The organism is Streptomyces tailanensis (assembly GCF_008386495.1).
GTDB lineage: Bacteria > Actinomycetota > Actinomycetes > Streptomycetales > Streptomycetaceae > Streptomyces > Streptomyces tailanensis.
Genome location: NZ_VTHJ01000023.1, coordinates 69,249 through 86,219, shown reverse-complemented (window position 1 = coordinate 86,219; position 16,971 = coordinate 69,249). Strand labels below are relative to the sequence as shown.

Annotated in this window: 10 protein-coding genes; 6 read left to right on the top strand and 4 right to left on the bottom strand. The window is 70.9% G+C overall.

The window, feature by feature from the left end:
• Positions 1-187: 187 nt before the first annotated feature.
• The 6 genes from F3T56_RS20480 (at position 188) to F3T56_RS20455 (ending at position 10,893) form a co-directional block, all read left to right on the top strand.
• Complete coding sequence (locus tag F3T56_RS20480) at positions 188-2,461, top strand: coiled-coil domain-containing protein (RefSeq protein ID WP_149826644.1); 2,274 nt, start codon at positions 188-190, stop codon at positions 2,459-2,461.
• A gap of 139 nt (positions 2,462-2,600) precedes the next feature.
• Complete coding sequence (locus F3T56_RS20475; protein ID WP_149826643.1) at positions 2,601-2,900, top strand: hypothetical protein; 300 nt, start codon at positions 2,601-2,603, stop codon at positions 2,898-2,900.
• Positions 2,901-3,282: 382 nt separating this feature from the next.
• Positions 3,283-3,858: a sigma-70 family RNA polymerase sigma factor gene (locus F3T56_RS46275; RefSeq protein ID WP_172639045.1), complete on the top strand. Its 576-nt coding sequence runs from the start codon at positions 3,283-3,285 to the stop codon at positions 3,856-3,858.
• On the top strand, positions 3,855-5,180 hold the full coding sequence (locus F3T56_RS20465; protein WP_149826641.1) for a hypothetical protein: 1,326 nt from the start codon (positions 3,855-3,857) through the stop codon (positions 5,178-5,180). The genes F3T56_RS46275 and F3T56_RS20465 overlap by 4 nt, the downstream gene beginning before the upstream one ends.
• Positions 5,181-5,264: 84 nt before the next feature.
• A complete protein-coding gene (locus F3T56_RS20460) occupies positions 5,265-9,887 on the top strand; it encodes an FtsK/SpoIIIE domain-containing protein (protein WP_246203720.1) in 4,623 nt (1,540 codons plus the stop codon).
• A 343-nt stretch (positions 9,888-10,230) separates the two neighbouring features.
• The gene (locus tag F3T56_RS20455) at positions 10,231-10,893 is read left to right on the top strand and encodes a glycoside hydrolase family 75 protein (RefSeq protein WP_149826639.1); all 663 of its coding nucleotides are present in this window, start codon (positions 10,231-10,233) and stop codon (positions 10,891-10,893) included.
• A 40-nt stretch (positions 10,894-10,933) separates the two neighbouring features.
• On the opposite strand, the gene dhaM is transcribed toward F3T56_RS20455, so the two are convergent.
• The 4 genes from dhaM to F3T56_RS20435 form a co-directional block, all read right to left on the bottom strand.
• Positions 10,934-11,344, bottom strand: coding sequence for a dihydroxyacetone kinase phosphoryl donor subunit DhaM (gene dhaM / locus F3T56_RS20450; protein WP_149826638.1), 411 nt, complete (start codon positions 11,342-11,344; stop codon positions 10,934-10,936).
• Positions 11,337-11,954 (bottom strand): dihydroxyacetone kinase subunit DhaL, encoded by a 618-nt coding sequence (gene dhaL, locus F3T56_RS20445; RefSeq protein ID WP_149826637.1) that lies wholly within the window; start codon positions 11,952-11,954, stop codon positions 11,337-11,339. The genes dhaM and dhaL overlap by 8 nt, the downstream gene beginning before the upstream one ends.
• A gap of 79 nt (positions 11,955-12,033) precedes the next feature.
• Positions 12,034-13,026, bottom strand: a complete 993-nt coding sequence (gene dhaK, locus F3T56_RS20440; protein WP_149826636.1) for a dihydroxyacetone kinase subunit DhaK — start codon at positions 13,024-13,026, stop codon at positions 12,034-12,036.
• A gap of 224 nt (positions 13,027-13,250) precedes the next feature.
• Positions 13,251-16,904 (bottom strand): LamG-like jellyroll fold domain-containing protein, encoded by a 3,654-nt coding sequence (locus F3T56_RS20435; protein WP_149826635.1) that lies wholly within the window; start codon positions 16,902-16,904, stop codon positions 13,251-13,253.
• Positions 16,905-16,971: the final 67 nt, after the last annotated feature.

Genomic DNA, 16,971 nt, shown 5'->3' with positions numbered 1-16,971 from the left:
CGGAAAAAATTCTTTTGAACCATCCGGGCCCGAGCCCTCGTCTACAGGACGGCTCGGCACCGACGCCGGCCACCGCACGCGGCACCGACTCCCACGTCGGCCACCGCACGCGGCACGCACCGCCCCGGCCGAGCCGTCGGGACACAGCCCGCCGCGGACACGCCCGCTTCGAGAAAGGACGGCAGACATGGTGCGCGTCTCCTACGACTACGACCTGATGACCGTCCTCGCACGCCATCTGTGGCACCTGCGCGACGAACTGGACGTCACCTCGCAGACGGACAAGACGTTCGCCGCCGGGGACATCGGCCCCCGCCGGGAGACCGCCGAGGCGCTGGAGGACTTCTACGGCGCCTGGAAGAAGTCGTTCCAGGATGGCTGGCAGGTCATGACCGACCTCGGCAACCTCCTCGACAAGGCGGGCAAGGCCTTCTACGACCAGGACGCCTCCCACGCCGCCGGCACGGCCCAGCAGGTCACCTCACAGGTCCGGGACGAGGCCATCCGGCAGAACCAGATCCGCAAGCAGACGCTGGACGGCAAGCGCCGCCAGGCGATGGCCACAAACCTGGAGGCCCGCTACAAGACCCAGCAGGCGCGCCTGAAGAAGGAACAGGACGCCCTGGTCGAGAAGCGGGACAAGCTCGACGAGCAGACCGCGGCCCAGCAGAAGCGGCAGGAAGAGCTCAACAAGGAGCAGGAGGAACTCGCCAAGAAGCGCGAGCCCCTCGTGAAGCAGCAGGACGAACTCCAGGCCAGGCAACAGCAGCTCTGGCAGGAGGAGAAGAAACTCCTCGCGCAGCGCGAGGAACAGCTCCAGGCCAAGCGGGACGAACTGGCGAAGCAGTACGAGGCCCTCCGCGAGGAGCAGGAGCCCCTGGTCAAACGGCAGGAGGAACTCCAGCGCAAGCAGCAGCAGCTCTGGGAGGACGAGAAGGCCCTGCGCGCCGAGCAGGACGCGGCGATCGAGAAGAAGGCCACCGCCCTTGAGCAGGAGCAGAAGGCCTACGACGCCAAGCAGGACGCCCTCCAGGAGAAGCAGGAAGCCCTGTGGGAGGAACGACGGACCCTGCTGAGCAGTGGGAACGCCACCCAGGCGGACCTCGACGCCTGGCAGCGCAAACAGGACGCCCTGGACAAGGAACGGGACGCCCTGTGGGAGAACGAGGGCAAGGGGCTCGCCGAACGCTGGGACGCTCTGGAGCAGGAACAGCGGGACGGGGAGAAGGCGTTCGCCCCGCTGGATGAGCGGCAGAAGGAAATCGACGACGCGCGCGAGCAGCTGAGCCGGGACCAGGAGCCCTTCTCCGAACGGCAGGACGAACTGCAGAAGAAGCAGCAGGACCTCTGGGCCCTGGAGAAGTCCACCCAGAAGGAGCTCGAGGACGCCGTGAAGGAGGAGCAGGACGTCCTGGACGCCGAACGGGCCGACCTCGATTCGCGACTGGCCCCCCTGGACCAGGAGTCGAAGGACCTCCAGGACCGCCAGCAGGAGTTGTGGGACGACCAGTCGGACACCGAGGACGCGCAGGCCAAGCTGACCGAGGAGGAACAGCCCGTCCTGCAACGGCAGCAGGACCTCCAGGAAAGCTACGGCGAGGAGCAGGACAAGATCCGCGACCGGGATTTCGACAAGGACGAGGACCTCGGTCAGCTCAGGGGGATGCGCGGTCAGTTGGAGGACCTGCCCGACGAGGCCTTCGTCCCGAACGGCTACACCATCGAGGACGCCAACAGCACCACCACGGTGTCGTACCAGCTCGACGAGAACGGTGAGGTCAAGGTCGACAAGAACGGCAACCCCGTGGAGACGACCACCTCCGTCACCAACAAGAACACGGGTCTGACCTACTCCGAGACGTACCGCCCGGTGTCGGAGGACGGCGATTCCGTGACGACGATCCACAGCTCCGACGGTTCCGTCCGGAAGGTCTATTACGAGAAGGACCCTCAGGACTGGGGAGAGGGGGCGGAGAGGCGTTTCGTCACGGACGAGAACGGCCAACTCCTGGAGTTCTGGGTGAAGGCGCCCGGGAGCAGCGAGTGGACGGACGAATCGAACGCCGGTGCCAGCGGGCCCCCCAACTACCTGCGTGTGGAAGAACCCCTGATCGATAAGGACGGACTCCCGGCCGACGGCGGCAAGTACAAGGAGTCCGCACCGCAGATCATCTCCTCGGAGGGGAACGCCACGCTGATCGTGACCACCTTCGAGCGCCCCGACGGCCAGATGATGAAGGTCATCGACTACGACGGCCCGGGCGGGATCCGCTGGGTCACCGACGAGAACAACAACGTCCTGGAGACCTGGCGGAAGCCCGGACCTGTGGAGGACCACAACCGCATGGACTGGCAGTTGTGGGACTCCAAGAGCCTTCCCGAGTACAACAACGGGACGCGGACCTGGCAGGCACAGATCTGGCCCGAGGTGCAGGAGAAACTCGACCAGGCCACCAAATGACTCCCTGCGGTGCCTCCTCAAGGCGCCGCCGGGTCCGCCGCACACCGAACCGACCGGTGTGCGGCCCGCAGTACCACCATCGCCCCGTGCGACCGATCGGTCGTGACCGGACGCACGGCAACAGAAATTGAGGTGCACCATGCCCAAGAACGTCATCGATGACGAGGAAATCGAGAGCACTGCCAAGAAGCTCGACTCCGCCGTCAGCGACACCCTGGTTCCCCAGCTGTCCTCGCTGCAGGCCGATGTCGAGAACCTGCTCCAGGGCGGCCTGCTGCTGACGGCCACCAGCCCGAAGATGCAGACCTCCTACGCCAACTTCAACAAGTCGTTGACGGAGGCCGTGAACAACATCACCCAGTTCTCCAAGCAGTTCCGTGACGTCTGCAACGCGGTGAACAACCTCGACTCGCAGATCGCCGGCGGCATCCCCACCTGAGCCCGCCCTCCCGAGCGGGATGCCGACCCTCAACTCCCCCTCCGTCGGCATCCCTTCACACAGGGGCGCCGGTTCCTTCCCCCAGGACCGGCGCCCCTGTCGGCGTTTTCAGGCCACCCGGGATCCCGGACCTGTCGGTCAGCTGTCGTTTCTCAGAACTGTCTACCAGGCAGGTTTGGTTCTGATCAGTAACCTCAGGTTCTTCTCAAGGAGTCTTGAAACTTACAGAACCGCTCATAGACTCCCAGCGGAACCTCACCTTCCACCCATGAACCGTGAGTCCACCCCGGGTACCCGTGCTCAGACCTGCCCAGCCAACGCCGCCGTCGCGGCGCCCGATCGGACCGGCCCTCAGACGATCCATGCCGGTCCAGGGGGAACTATGAGAACGCCCACGCCCAGTACCGCCGCGCCCAGCAGCGCCCCTGACGCCGGCGGAGCCACGCCCTCCGGCGACAGATCCATCCGCAGGCTCTACGAAGAACACCACGGACCCCTGCTGCGCTATGTGTCGAGCCTGATACGCGGCGACCGCCAGCGGGCCGAGGACTTCGTCCAGGAGACCCTGGTACGCGCCTGGCAGAGCATCGCCAGCCAGCCGCCGGGCTGGTCACCGTCCCGGGCCTGGCTGATGAGGGTGGCGCACAATCTGGTGATCGACTGGTCCCGGCGCGAGCGCGTGCACACCGCGATCCCGCACGAACACACCCTGGACAAACACCTCGAACCCGTGGACCCGATGAGCCAGGCCGTCCAGCGCCGCTTCATGGTCCACGCCCTCTCCCGACTCTCGCACCCCCACCGCGAAGTCCTCTTCTACGTCTACGTCCTCGGCTGCACCGGCCCCGACGCCGCCGACGCCCTGGGCATCCCGCCGGGAACCGTGAAATCCCGGACCCACCACGCGATACGGGAGCTGCGCCGCCGCCACCCCGAGCACACGCTGGCGGCGGCATGACCGAGGCCGCCGTGACGAGCCCCGGCCCGGCGCAGGGCGTCGCCATCGCGCTCGGAAAGCCCAGCGACTCGGTGCTCACGGTCATCATCGTGGGCGTCGTCGTCCTGCTGCTGCTCTTCCTGCTCCTGCGGCACATGGTCCGCAAGCGGGGCGGCTGGCGGCGGTTCCGGCGCCGCGTCGGCCAGGAACTGACCCTGACCCGGCGGGCGTTCGGTGAACCACTGCGCGCCTACCGACGCCACCGCCGCGGCGTCCGCGCCCTGGCCCGGCAACTGTCCGACCCCCGGGGCGGCCTGCTCGTACGACGGCTGCTGGACGCGGCAGCGGCGGCCCTGGCCGACGCACCCGGGGCCGTACCGCACGCCGTACGGACCGAACCCGGCTGGGCCTGCGTGCAGATCGCCGCCCGCTCCCTGCCCGAGCCGCCCGCCCCCTGGGAGGCCGCAGCCGAACCCGGCCCGCAGCGCTGGGAGCTGCCGCTGGACGAGGCGGACGGGCTGTCGGCGGCCCGGCCCCGCGCCGGTGCGCACGTCCGTCCGCTGCCGGTCGCCGTGGGCATGGCGGACGACGCCTGCGTCCACCTCGATCTGGCCGCCGGACCACGACTGATCACCGTGGAGGGGGACACCGCCGCCCGGACCAGGCTGCTCCAGGCCATGGCGGCGCAGCTGGACCGACCCGGCAGCGGCGCCTCCGTCGTCGTCGCGTCCGGAGTCCACCCGCAGCATCGGGGGCAGAGCCTCGACGCGTTGCTGCGGGAGCTGGAGGAGGCGGCCGCGGAGCCCGACGGAAGCCAGGAACCCGGCGAGATCGGGGAAACCGGTCACGCCACCACCGTGGTCATCTGCGCCGCCCCCACCCCGGAACAGGCACGACGGCTGAACGCCCTCGCCGCCTCCGGTGCCGTCGTCTGTCTGGCCGACGGCCGCGTGGCGGGGCACACCTGGGCCCTCCGCGTCGACGGACGCGGCCGGGTGGTCGCGCCGGAACTGGGCCTCGACGCGGACACGGCTCCCCTGGGCCGAGCCGTCGTCGCCGCCGTCCGGGCCGACCGCCGCCGACTGCGCCGGGAGTCGACCCCGCGCCGCGGCACCACCGTGCCCGGGCGGCTCCGCACCCCGGAACGCCCGCTGCCGGAACCCGAGGAAACCCGGCTGCTGGAGGACGCCGAGCTCTTCCAGGAAGGGCCGACGGAACCCACCCCCGAGGCCATGGTCCCCGCCCGGACCACCACCGGATCCGACCTCCTCGCCGAGCCGGCCACCGCCCACGAACGCCCCACCGCGGCCTCCTCCGGCACCCGAGCGGATCAGGAGGCCTGAGGCCGCCCGGACGGACCCGCAGGCCTGATGGCCACCCCGAAGCACCCCGAAGCTCCCACCCCCGAACCACCCGCAAGGGGAGACGTGAAACTCCTCATCACCACCGTCGCCGACGGCGACGCCACCGGCAGCCAGGACGTCCTGCTCACCGCGTCCGGCAGCACCCCCGTCGAGGATGTAGCCGCACACCTGGCCCAGCTGCGCACCGGGGACACAGACGAGACCGGCGGCTCGCAGCCCTCACCAGGGGCCGCGCCCTCCTGCTACCTCGGCGACGAACCCCTCGCCCCGGGCACCCCGCTGGCCGCCACCCGGCTGATGGACGGCAGCGTCGTCGCCCTCGGAGCCCCGCAGCCGCCGGCCGCCACCGCCTACGGCCCCGAGCGCGACGCCATGCCCCAGCCGCACCGGGTGGACCATGCACCGGTCGTCGAACTCCAGGTCGTGGGCGGCCCCGACGCCGGACGGATCCACCCGCTCGGCCTCGGCACCCACGGCATCGGCCCACTGGAGGACGCGGCCGTACCCCTCGAAGGCCGGGGCATGCCGGGCGAGGGCATCCGGGTGACCGTACGCCCGGACGGATCGGCCATCGTGGAACTCCGCGAGGGCGGGCCGGCCAAGCTGTCCCTGCCGGAGCCGCCGGAGCACCGGGGCAGGCCCGACACCCCGCTGCTGCCGCTCGCGGAGCAGGACGAGGAGGACGAGGAGTTCCAGGAGGTCGTCGACAGCGCGGACCTCCCCGACGGCTGGCACGTCTGGGCCGTCGGCGCGGAGCTGTCCGTCGGCGAGTACCTGCTGCGGCTGGTCGAACCCACACCCCGGGATGCCGCCGTGGTGCCGTCCGAGGGCGGTGGCGGCCTGGACTACAACCGGCCGCCGCGCATCCTGCCCCATCTGGCGCCCGAGCGGTTCCGGCTGCCCGGACCGCCCGACCCGCCGGGCCGCAGGCCGATCCCGCTGCTGGTCGCGCTCGCGCCGATGGTGTTCGGCGTCTCGATGATGCTGTTCCTGAACTCGTACTTCTATCTCATCTTCATGTTCCTCTCGCCGGTGCTGATCGCGGCGAACTACGTCAGCGGGCGGCGGCAGGCACGCAAGGACTACGAGGAGAAGTCCCGTATCTACCGGCAGCGGCGGGCCTCGCTGGAGGAGGACGTCCGCGAGAAGGTCGCCACGGAGCAGCGGTTGCGCACCGAGAGCGCGCCCGACCCGGCGGTCGCCGGACTCTGGGCGGTCGGCCCGGGCCGCAGGCTGTGGGAGCGGCGCCGTGGCGACCCGGACCACCTGGCCCTGCGCCTCGGCACGGCCCCGCAGCCGTCCCTGCTCGGCATCGACGACACGGCCCGCGAGGACAACCACACCGCCGTGCACTGGACCATCCCGGACGCTCCCGTCAGCGTCGACCTGGTCGACAGCGGCGTGGTGGGTCTGGCCGGCGCGCCCGGACCGGTGCAGGCGCTGGCCCGCTGGATGACGGCCCAGGCCGCGATCCTGCACACCCCGCGCGACCTGCGGATCGTCGTCCTCACCGACAAGGGCTCGGAGGACTCCTGGCACTGGGCGCGCTGGCTGCCCCACTCCCGGGACGGCCTGCCCGGCACCCGGGGCGGCGCCGTCACCCTGATCGGCAACGACCCCGAGACGGTCGCCAACCGTGTCGCCGAACTCGTCTCCACCCTCCGCACCCGGCAGCGGGCCGCAGAGTCCACCATGAGCAAGGCGCTGCTGAGCGAACCGGACATCCTGGTGGTGATGGACGGCGCCCGGCGTCTGCGTGACGTACCCGGTGTGGTGTCGATCCTCAAGGAGGGCCCCGGCGTGCGGATCTTCCCGCTCTGCCTGGACCAGGAGGAACGGCTCCTGCCGGAGGAGTGCACCGCCGTGGTCCGCCACGAGAACCACCGGCTGACCCTGCGCCGCACCGGACTGCCCGACATCCCCGACATCCGCCCGGATCTGGTCGAGCCCGACTGGTGCGAGCGCGCGGCCCGGGGCATCGCCCCGATCCGCGACGTCACCCCGGACGCCTCCGAGGGCCTGCCCGCCAAGGTGGGCCTGCTGGAACTCCTCGGACTGCCGCAGCCGAACGCCGAACTGATCACCGCCCGCTGGGCACAGCGCCCGGCGTCCACCGGCGTCCTGCTGGGCGCCGGCTACGACGGCCCGGTCGCCTTCGACCTGGTGAAGGACGGCCCGCACGGACTCGTCGCCGGTACCACCGGCTCCGGCAAGTCCGAACTGCTCCAGACGTTCGTGGCCTCCCTCGCCGCGATGAACCGGCCGGACGAACTCACCTTCGTCCTCGTCGACTACAAGGGCGGCAGCGCCTTCAAGGACTGCGTCGACCTGCCCCACACCCTCGGCATGGTCACCGACCTCGACAGCCATCTGGTCCAGCGCGCGCTCACCTCACTGGCAGCCGAACTGACCCGCCGCGAGCACATCCTGGCCGACGCCGGTGCCAAGGACCTGCCCGAGTACCAGGGCATGCGCCGCCGCAACCCCGAACTGGCGCCCGTGCCCCGGCTGGTGATCATCATCGACGAGTTCGCCACCCTCTACCGGGAGATCCCGGACTTCATCCCCGGCCTGGTGAGCATCGCCCAGCGCGGCCGTTCCCTCGGCATCCACCTGATCCTCGCCACCCAGCGCCCCGCCGGAGTGGTCAACTCCGACATCCGGGCCAACACCAACCTGCGGATCGCGCTGCGCGTCACGGACTCCTCGGAGAGCCAGGACGTCATCGACACCAAGGACGCCGTCAGCATCTCCCCGGCCACCCCCGGCCGCGCCCTGGCCCGCCTCGGTCACGGCACGGTCGTCCCCTTCCAGACCGCCTACGCAGGCACCCCCGTGCCCGGCGCGAAGCCGTCCGCGGAGGCGAAGGCCCGCCAGGAGCGGCAGTCGGCCGAGGAGGCGAAGATCTGGGGGACCACCCTCCAGTGGCAGCGCCTCGGCCGCGCCGTCGGCCGGCCCGGTACCCCCGAGAGCGAGCAGGGCGCGGACACGGCCGAAGACACATCGGCCGAGGACGTCCCCACCGACCTCAACGCCCTCGTGGAGGCGCTGTCCGAGGCCGCACAGCTCACCGGCTGCGCCCCCCAGCCCAGCCCCTGGCTGCCCGCGCTCGGTCAGAACGTCCTGATCGACGACCTGCCCCAGCCCGACGAGCCCGGCGGCGCCCGCCTGGCCCCGGTCTCCTGGGGTCTGTCGGACATACCCGAGGCCCAGGCGCAGCTCCCGGTCCGACTGGACCTCGCCGAGTTCGGACACCTGTACGTCATCGGCATCCCGCGCTCCGGCCGTTCCCAGGTGCTGCGCACCATGGCCGGCGCATTGGCCCAGGCGCACTCCAGCGCCGACGTCCACCTCTACGGCATCGACTTCGCCGGCGGCGCGCTCACGGCGCTGGGCGTGCTCCCGCACTGCGGCGCCGTGGTGCCCCGCGGAGACATCGAGCGCCTCGAACGGCTCTTCGCCAAGCTCGACGCGGAACTGGAACGCCGACAGGAACTCCTCACCGGGCACCACGCCGGCAACCTCACGGAACTGCGCGAACTGGTCGCCGCGGCCGCCCGCCCGGCCCACGTCATGCTGTTCATCGACGGCTGGGACGCCCTCATCGAGGCCGTCGCCGACCACAACGGCGGCCGTCTCGTGGAGCAGCTCAACCGGCTGCTGAGAGAGGGCGCCGCGGCGGGACTGCACGTCGTCGCCACCTCCGAACGCGCCCTGCTGTCCGGCCGGGCCACCGCCCTCAACGACAACAAGCTGCTGTTGCGCCTGAACGACCGCACCGACTACCACGCTGTCGGCAAGCGCTCGCGCGACATCCCCGACATCATCCAGCCCGGCCGCGGCTGGACCTCCGACGCGGGCACCGAGATCCAGGTCGCGCTGCTCGCACCCGGCGCCACCGGGCAGGAGCAGGTCGAGGCGCTGCGCCGCATCGGCGCCGAGGCGACCCGCCGCGACGCCGGGCTCCCCGCGGCCCGCAGACCCGCGGGCATCGGCACGCTGCCGGTGAAGGTGACCTTCACCGACGCGTACGAGAAGGTGGGCGAGGAGCTGCGCCGGCCCATGTGGGGCCTGCTGGGCCTCGGCGGCGACGATGTGTCGCCCGTGGGCGTCGACTTCGCGGACACCTCACCGGCGTTCGCGGTCACCGGCCCACCCGGCTCCGGCCGCAGCACCACGCTGGCCGCCCTGTCGGTCTCACTGCTCGCCTCCGGCACCCGCCTGGTCATCCTCGCCCCCCGGGAGTCGCCGCTGCGCACCCTCGGCAACCACCCCGGCGTACGGCTGATCACCGCAAAGGAGCCCACGGAGGAGGAGTTCACCGAGGCCCTGGAGGCCGGCAGCGGACCGAAAGTGGTCGTCGTGGACGACGCCGACCTGTTCGTCCTGCCGGACATCGACCAGAACCTCCGCTCCCTGGCCCAGTCCGGCCGGGACCACGGCATCGGCATCGTCATTGCCGCGACCGCCGAGACCATGACGGGAGCGATGGGCTGGCTCGGCGCCCTGAAACGACACCGCAAGGGCGTCCTCCTGGCCCCGCAGAGCATCCTGGAAGGCGACTACATCGGCGCCCGTCTGGCCCATGCCCACCTGCGCGGCCGAAAGCTGGGCCGCGCCCTCACGGTCGATCCGCGCTCGGGGGAGCTGATCAACGTGCAGATCCCCGAGACACCGCTCGACTGACGCTGGCGGCGGGGCTCGACGCCGAACGGTTGCCGCCGAACGGGGCGCCGGCTCGGTTCACGGCACGGCTTCCGGCTACGTATGCTGGTGCTCTGACGCGGCGTGAACTCGCTTGCCTTCCAGGGCGGTTCACGCCGTACGGTGCGGGCCGCTGTCGTCGCCGAACCCGCGCCGACGAGGGCGGCCGAGCGGCCGGGGCCGAGACAGGCCCGGGCCCTCGGCCGCACGCCCGTGCAGAGGATTTCCGTACGCCGTCCGGCCCTGTCACGGTGGACGTTCTCTCCGACCCGCGCCACCTTTGGGTGAGTGATCGTCAAGTCTCCCCGGGAGAGGGTCCCTCATCGTGCGTGTCCGGTCGTTGACGCTGGCCGCGGTCGGTGCGGCCTTGCTGGCCCATCCGGAGCAGCCCCTCCAGCGTGAGAGGGCCGCGACGGCCACCGAGCTGCTCGCGAAGGTGCGCGGCTGCGCCCGCGTGTCGAAGGGGCTCTACCGCAGCGACGCCGGCGCCCCCGCCGTCATCCCGGTCTGCGGTAGCGACGGCGCGGTGTTCTGGAAGGCTGACATGGACATCGACTGCGACGGCCGGCCCGGCGCACACTGCAACCGCGACACCGACCCGTGGTTCCAGCCGACCACCTCCTACCGGCAGTCGGACGGCCGCCATCTCAGCGCCGAGCGGCTGCCGTTCATCGTCGTCCCCGTCCCGAGCCGCATCTGGGACCACCGGGACCACGGCATCAGGGGCGGTTCGATCGCCGCCGTCATCCACAAGGGCCGCGTCCAGTACGCCGTCGTCGGCGACAACGGCCCCCGGAACATCATCGGCGAGGCCTCCTACGCCACCGCCGAGGCCCTCGGCATCAACCCCCACCCACGCCGAGGCGGCACCCGCTCCGGCGTCACCTACCTCGTCTTCGAGGACTCCCGCGTGTCCCGGATCGAGGACAAGGAGGCGACGGTGAGACAAGGGGAGAAGCTGGCGCGGAAGTTCGTACGAGGCGAGTGAGCGCACAGCCGACGCGCGCGGCACCGCCGACCGCCGAGGGTCACTCCTTCCGATACGCGTACGCCTCCGAAGCCGCGGCCGCCACCGCCGCGAGGTCCGCTCCCGTCGAGGCCGTGACGACCGCGGCGACGGCACCCTCGACGAACGGGGCGTCGACCAGCCGGGTGTTCCGGGGGAGTTCGTCGCCCTCCGCGAGCAGGGCCTTCACAGTGAGGACCGCACTGCCGAGGTCGGTGAGGACCGCGACCCCGGCGCCCCGGTCCACGGACGCGGCGGCCGCCGAGATCAGCTCGGCGCTGGTGCCCAGACCACCGTCCTCGGTGCCGCCCGCGGGGGCGACCGGGACGTCGGCGCCCGCGCCCGCGAGCCCCTTCGCCAACTCGGCGACCGAGGCGGCGACGGCGGCGCTGTGCGAGACGAGCACGATGCCGACCAGCTTCTCGTCAGGCATCGGCGGCCTCCGGATGCCCGGCGGTGCCGGCGAGCGCCGCGATCAGCAGCGCGGCGGACGTGGCCCCGGGGTCCTGGTGCCCGATGCTCCGCTCACCCAGATAGCTGGCCCGCCCCTTTCGGGCCTGCAACGGCGTGGTTGCCAGGGCGCCCTCCTCGGCGGCGGACCTCGCCGCGGCGAACGACTCCCCGAGCGCGTCGACAGCCGGGACCAGCGCGTCGATCATGGTCTTGTCGCCCGGCGCGGCCCCGCCCAGCGTCATCACCGCGTCGACCCCGGCGCGCAGCGCGTCCGCGAGCTGACCCTCACTCACCTCGGCCGCGTCCCCGAGCGCCTTGCCGGTGCGCCGCAGCAGGGTGCCGTACAGCGGGCCGGACGCGCCGCCCACCGTCGAGATCAACTGCCGCCCGGCGAGCACGAGGACGGCGCCGGGCGTGTCCGGCGCGTCCTTCTCCAACACGGCCACCACAGCGGCGAACCCGCGGCGCAGATTGCTGCCGTGGTCGGCGTCCCCGATCGGCGAGTCGAGCGCCGTGAGCCGCTCGGCCTCGCGTTCCACGGAGGCCGCGGCGGCCGTCATCCAACGACGGAAGAAGTCGGCGTCGAGCACGTAATCTCCTTGCGAAATAAGAGAGTTGACTGACTGCGGAGGTGATGGGCCGGCGGGTTGACGGCCAGGGAGCCGCCCCTCACACCCCCCAGCGCAGCCCCGGCGTCCTGACCGGCGCGTCGTACAGCCGCAGCAGCTCCTCGTCGATCTCGCAGAGGGTCACCGAGGCGCCGGCCATGTCGAGGGAGGTGACGTAGTTGCCGACGAGGGTGCGGGCCACGGCGACTCCGCGCTCGGTGAGTACCCGCTGGACCTCCGCGTTGAAGCCGTACAGCTCCAGCAGCGGGGTGGCGCCCATGCCGTTGACGAGCAGCAGTACGGGGTTGCGCGGGTTCATGTCCTCCAGGACGGCGTTCACCGCGAAGTCGGCGATCTCGCCCGAGGTCATCATCGCGCGCCGTTCACGCCCCGGCTCACCGTGGATGCCGACGCCCAACTCCAGCTCGCCGGCCGGGAGATCGAAGGTGGGGCTCCCCTTCGCCGGTGTGGTGCAGGCCGTCAGGGCCACCCCGAAACTACGGGAGTTCTCGTTGACCTGCCGGGCCAGCGCCTCGACCCGCTCCAGCGACTGCCCCTCCTCGGCGGCGGCGCCCGCGATCTTCTCCACGAACAAGGTGGCACCGGTGCCGCGCCGCCCGGCGGTGTAGAGGGAATCGGTCACGGCCACGTCGTCGTTGACGAGCACCTTCGCGATCTGGATGCCCTCGTCCTCGGCGAGTTCGGCCGCCATGTCGAAGTTCAGCACGTCACCGGTGTAGTTCTTCACGATGAACAGCACCCCGGCCCCGCTGTCCACCGCCGCCGCGGCCCGTAGCATCTGATCCGGCACGGGCGACGTGAACACCTCACCAGGACAGGCCGCCGACAGCATCCCCGGCCCCACGAACCCACCGTGCAACGGCTCGTGCCCCGACCCACCCCCGGAAACCAGCCCCACCTTCCCGGCAACCGGCGCGTCCCGCCGCACGATCACCCGGTTCTCCACATCCACGGTCAACTCGGGATGCGCCGCCGCCATACCCCGCAGCGCATCCGCGACGACGGTCTCCGCGACATTGATCAGCATCTTCATGGGTACCTCCCGGTGAGGTTGGCAGACATCGGACACGGGCCGGTGGAAGAACTGCTCTCGGAAGTATCGACCTTGCGGGCAGTGAAGGTCACGCGCGGGGACGACCTGGCGTGCCCGACCGTACGTGGTGACGGCCATCGCGTCCGAGAGGAGCGGACATGGGTGAGGGCAGGTGGACTTCATGGTCCACCTGCCCTCACCCGTCTACCTCAGCCCCATCTGACTCAGCGCACCTCCCGTGCGTACGGGGCGAGGGTGATCCGGTCGATCAGCGGCGCGTAGCGGGAGCGGAGCAGCACCCCGGGGAAGGCGTCCGAGGCGTACGTGGCGCCGTCGAAGTTCGGCAGTTCCTCGGAGCGGAAGGTGATCGTGTTCTGGCCCTTCCTGAGCTGCACCGGGACGGTCAGTTCCCAGAAGTTGTTCTGGTGGAAGCTGTGGGGGAAGCCGACGCGTCGTGTCTCGCCGCCGCCCACGGTGATGTCGGCGTGGCGGGCGAGCGGGTCCGGGTTGTAGTGGGTGGCCTCGGACTGCTCGGGGTTGGAGTAGCGGACGCGCAGCGCGTACAGGCCGGCCCGGTCGGCCGTGACGGTGAACGTCGCGGTGTTGCCGTTGCCGGGGTCCCCGCCGATGCCCGTGATCGCCGTACCGCCGGTGGCCAGCGAGAGCGGGGTCAGCGTGGCCGTGCCCGCGAGCGTGGCGTCGCCGGCCTCGTACGTACGCGTCGCCAGCCTGCCCTCGGTCGGTGTGACCGTCAGGCGGTCGACGAGGGTCGTGGCCGAACCCCCGGTCACCGTCACCTTGTTGACGCCGCCGGAGAGGGAGACCGCGACGCTGCTCCTGCCCTTGGCCAGGCGCAGGACGTCGTGCCCGTTGACGGAGAGCCGGGCGCCCGTGCCGCCGAGGGTGTCGACGGTGAGGGTGGCCTCGCGGTCGGCGGGTGAGTGGACCCAGAACGTGGCGGTCTGGTTCTTCGCGAGCCGGACCGCGCCCGCGCCGGTGGCCGCCGACTTCGACGGGGCGTACACGGGCTTTGACCCGCCGCTCAGCCAGGCCAGCTCGCCCTCGTACACCTGGGTGGCGGCCGAAGCGCCGGGCAGGGAGAGGGTGAGGCGGTCGACGATGGCGTCACCCTTGGTGGCGCGCTTGCCGTCGGCGCTCTTCACGGCGAGCGTGATGGTGTGCTTGCCCTTGGTGAGATTCACCTTGGTGTCTGTGTGGTCCCACACCACCCACTTGTAGCCCAGCGGCAGATGCAGCTCCTGCTCGCTGTCCGCCTTGCCGTCCACGCGCAGGAAGACGTTGGTGGGGCCCTGTTCCTTCACCTTGTCGAAGGTGTTGAGGGAGTTGGCGAAGACGCTCAGGTCGTAGGTGCCGTCCTCGGGCACGTCCACGGTGAAGTCGATCGTGACGTCGGAGCCGGTGCGCAGGCCGCCGACGCTGTAGCCGCCGGAGGTGTAGAACTTCGACACGTCGCGCGGGGAGCCCTCGGGACCGTTCTTCGAGTAGCCGGACCCGGTGTGGGCGGCGTCCTCCGCCTCGTACGAGGTCTGCCAGCGCACGGGCGGTGACTGCGTGCCCTTCGCCTTCCCGGCCGGGCTGAGGACGATCTCGTACGCCGAGGACTCCTTCAGCTGCGGCAGCGCGCCGTCGCCGAAGCCGACGACGACCGTGCCGTCGTCACCGACCTCCAGGTTCGTCTCCGTGAGCAGCTTCGGGCCGGAGGAGTCGCCCAGTTGCCCGCTCCAGTCGATCTCCCGCACCCAGGCGTGCACACGGTCCCCGAAGAGCTTCTCCGGGACGCCCGCGAAGCTGATGTGGCCCTTGCCGGTGGAGCCGCCGAAGAGGAGCCGGGCCTGCTTCTTCTTCTCGTCCAGCGTGGCGACGCCCTGCATGGTGTAGTTCTCGCCGGGGAACGGCGGGCTCACCGCCACCGTGTGGCCGCTCATCGAGGCGTACGAGTTCAGCAGCCACCACTGGCCGTTGCCGCGGCCCGACTGCACCGCGGAGTCCGAGAGGTTGCCGTCGATGTTCCAGTACGCGATGTCGGCGTCCACCTTGGACTCCTCGATCGCGGACACCCACTGGATCATCTGGCCGGGGACCGAGGTGTGGTAGTTGAAGGCGTACTCGTTGATGTTGATGGGGAGTTGGGTGCCGGCGCGGTCGGTGCCCTCGAACAGTTCCTTCTCCCACGCCCGGTACTTGGCGACGCTTCGGCGCACCGCCTCCGGGTGGCTCAGCTCGTGCCAGGTGATGACCTCCGGAAGGGTGCCGGCGGCGCGGGTGTGGGCGAGGAAGCCCTTCACCTGGTCGTACAGGACGCTGGTGTTGGGGCCGGCGATACGGGCGTCGGGCATCTTGCCCTTGATGAGCTTGTACGCGTCGTCCCAGGCGGCGAAGAAGTCGTCCGGGTCATTGAGCCAACTGACCTTGTTGTAGCTCCACTCACCGGTGCCGAACATGTTGCCCTCGGGCTCGTTGAACGGCACGAAGACGATGTTGTCCTGGTACTGCTCGGGCAGTTGCAGGACCTGGTCGACCTGCTTGGCCATCTTCTCCTTGTAGAGCCTGAATTTCTCCTCGGGGGTGTCGCCCGGCCACTGGTAGGGGAAGCCTCGGTGGATGTCGGTCATGTAGATGTACACGTCACCGTCGGTGGAGTCCGCCAGCGGCTTGACCACTTCCAGCGCGTCGGCTCCCGGGTGCTGCGGGCCGTCCTGCGCTTTCGTGGAGACCGTGCGCAGGCCCATGCCCTCCATGAGGTTGTTGGTGGGGACATCCGGTCCGTACACGCCGTAGAGGGTGCCGGAGGCGCCGCCGTGGAACGTGCCGGTGTCCGAGCCGAGGTCGACGGTGAGCTGCCCCTCGCGCACCACGGTGACGGTCGCCTTCACCGCGCGCCCGGCCGCCGTTCCCGCCACCGTGAACGTCCCCGGCCGGGCGTAATTCTCGGCCGGTACTGCCTCCCAGGTGACCGGCGTGTCGCGGTCATAGCCGTCGGAGAAGGAGGAGCGGACGGCGACGGGGAGGGACGGGGCGGTCCCGGTGGTGGTACGGACCTCGAAGGACGTCTTCGAGAGCTCCTGGACGGTCGGCAAGGTCCCCATCATGGCGGCCACCTGCTCGGCGCTGAGCGCCGAGTGCCACACGGTGAAGTCGTCGATCGCGCCCTTGAGCAGCGGGTCCGGCCAGAAGGACTTGCCGATGTAGCCGGCGGCCGTGGCCGAACCGTCCAGCAGCGCCTTGGCCTTGACGCCGGTAGCGGCGGAGGAGACGGCCACGCCGTCGAGGTAGGTGGTGAGCCGGCCGGCGGAGGTGTCGAGGGTGACGGTGACCGTCCGCCACTCGTCCGCGGGCAGCATCGCGTAGCCGCGGACCTGGCTCTCCGCTCCGCCTCCGCCGGTGGTCACGGAGGTCTGGAACAGCCCGCCGCCGTTGTACGGGGTGGCGAAGAGGTACTTGGTGGTGTTGGTGCCCAGATCGAAGATCCGCTGCCAGGACGACTTGTCGCCGCTCCACTTCACGCGGGCGGAGACCGTCAGGTCGCTCGCGTCGCCGAGCACTTCCCGGGGCAGGCGGACGTACGCGCCGTCGGAGGTGGGCGCCCCGCCGGGCAGGGCCAGGGCCTTGCCCCCGTCCGTGCCCGCGACGGACCGGGCGGTCGAGCCGTTCACCAGGCTCGCCGTCAGGCCGTTGCCGGAGGAGTCGGTGATCCTGCCTGAGGCGAGGTCGTCCTGGTCGAAGGTGTAGCGGGCAGTGGGCTGGGGAGCGTCGGCCGCCTGAGCCGGGACGGCGGGTGCGGCCAGCAGGCCCGCGCCGAGGGCCAGCGCCAAGGCGGCCGGGGCCCGGCGCCGGGCGGATCTGTCAGCGGATGGCATGGATTGCGTCCTCAATCCTTGTGTACGGGGTTCCGGTCGGCCCACATCACCGAGGTGGGTGGGGCGG

Bases quoted from the DNA above. Each gene is read 5' to 3' on its own strand.
- F3T56_RS20480 (WP_149826644.1), top strand. From the start codon at position 188: ATGGTGCGCGTCTCCTACGACTACGACCTGATGACCGTCCTCGCACGC.
- F3T56_RS20475 (WP_149826643.1), top strand. From the start codon at position 2,601: ATGCCCAAGAACGTCATCGATGACGAGGAAATCGAGAGCACTGCCAAG.
- F3T56_RS46275 (WP_172639045.1), top strand. From the start codon at position 3,283: ATGAGAACGCCCACGCCCAGTACCGCCGCGCCCAGCAGCGCCCCTGAC.
- F3T56_RS20465 (WP_149826641.1), top strand. From the start codon at position 3,855: ATGACCGAGGCCGCCGTGACGAGCCCCGGCCCGGCGCAGGGCGTCGCC.
- dhaM (WP_149826638.1), bottom strand. From the start codon at position 11,344: ATGCCTGACGAGAAGCTGGTCGGCATCGTGCTCGTCTCGCACAGCGCC.
- dhaK (WP_149826636.1), bottom strand. From the start codon at position 13,026: ATGAAGATGCTGATCAATGTCGCGGAGACCGTCGTCGCGGATGCGCTG.
- F3T56_RS20435 (WP_149826635.1), bottom strand. From the start codon at position 16,904: ATGCCATCCGCTGACAGATCCGCCCGGCGCCGGGCCCCGGCCGCCTTG.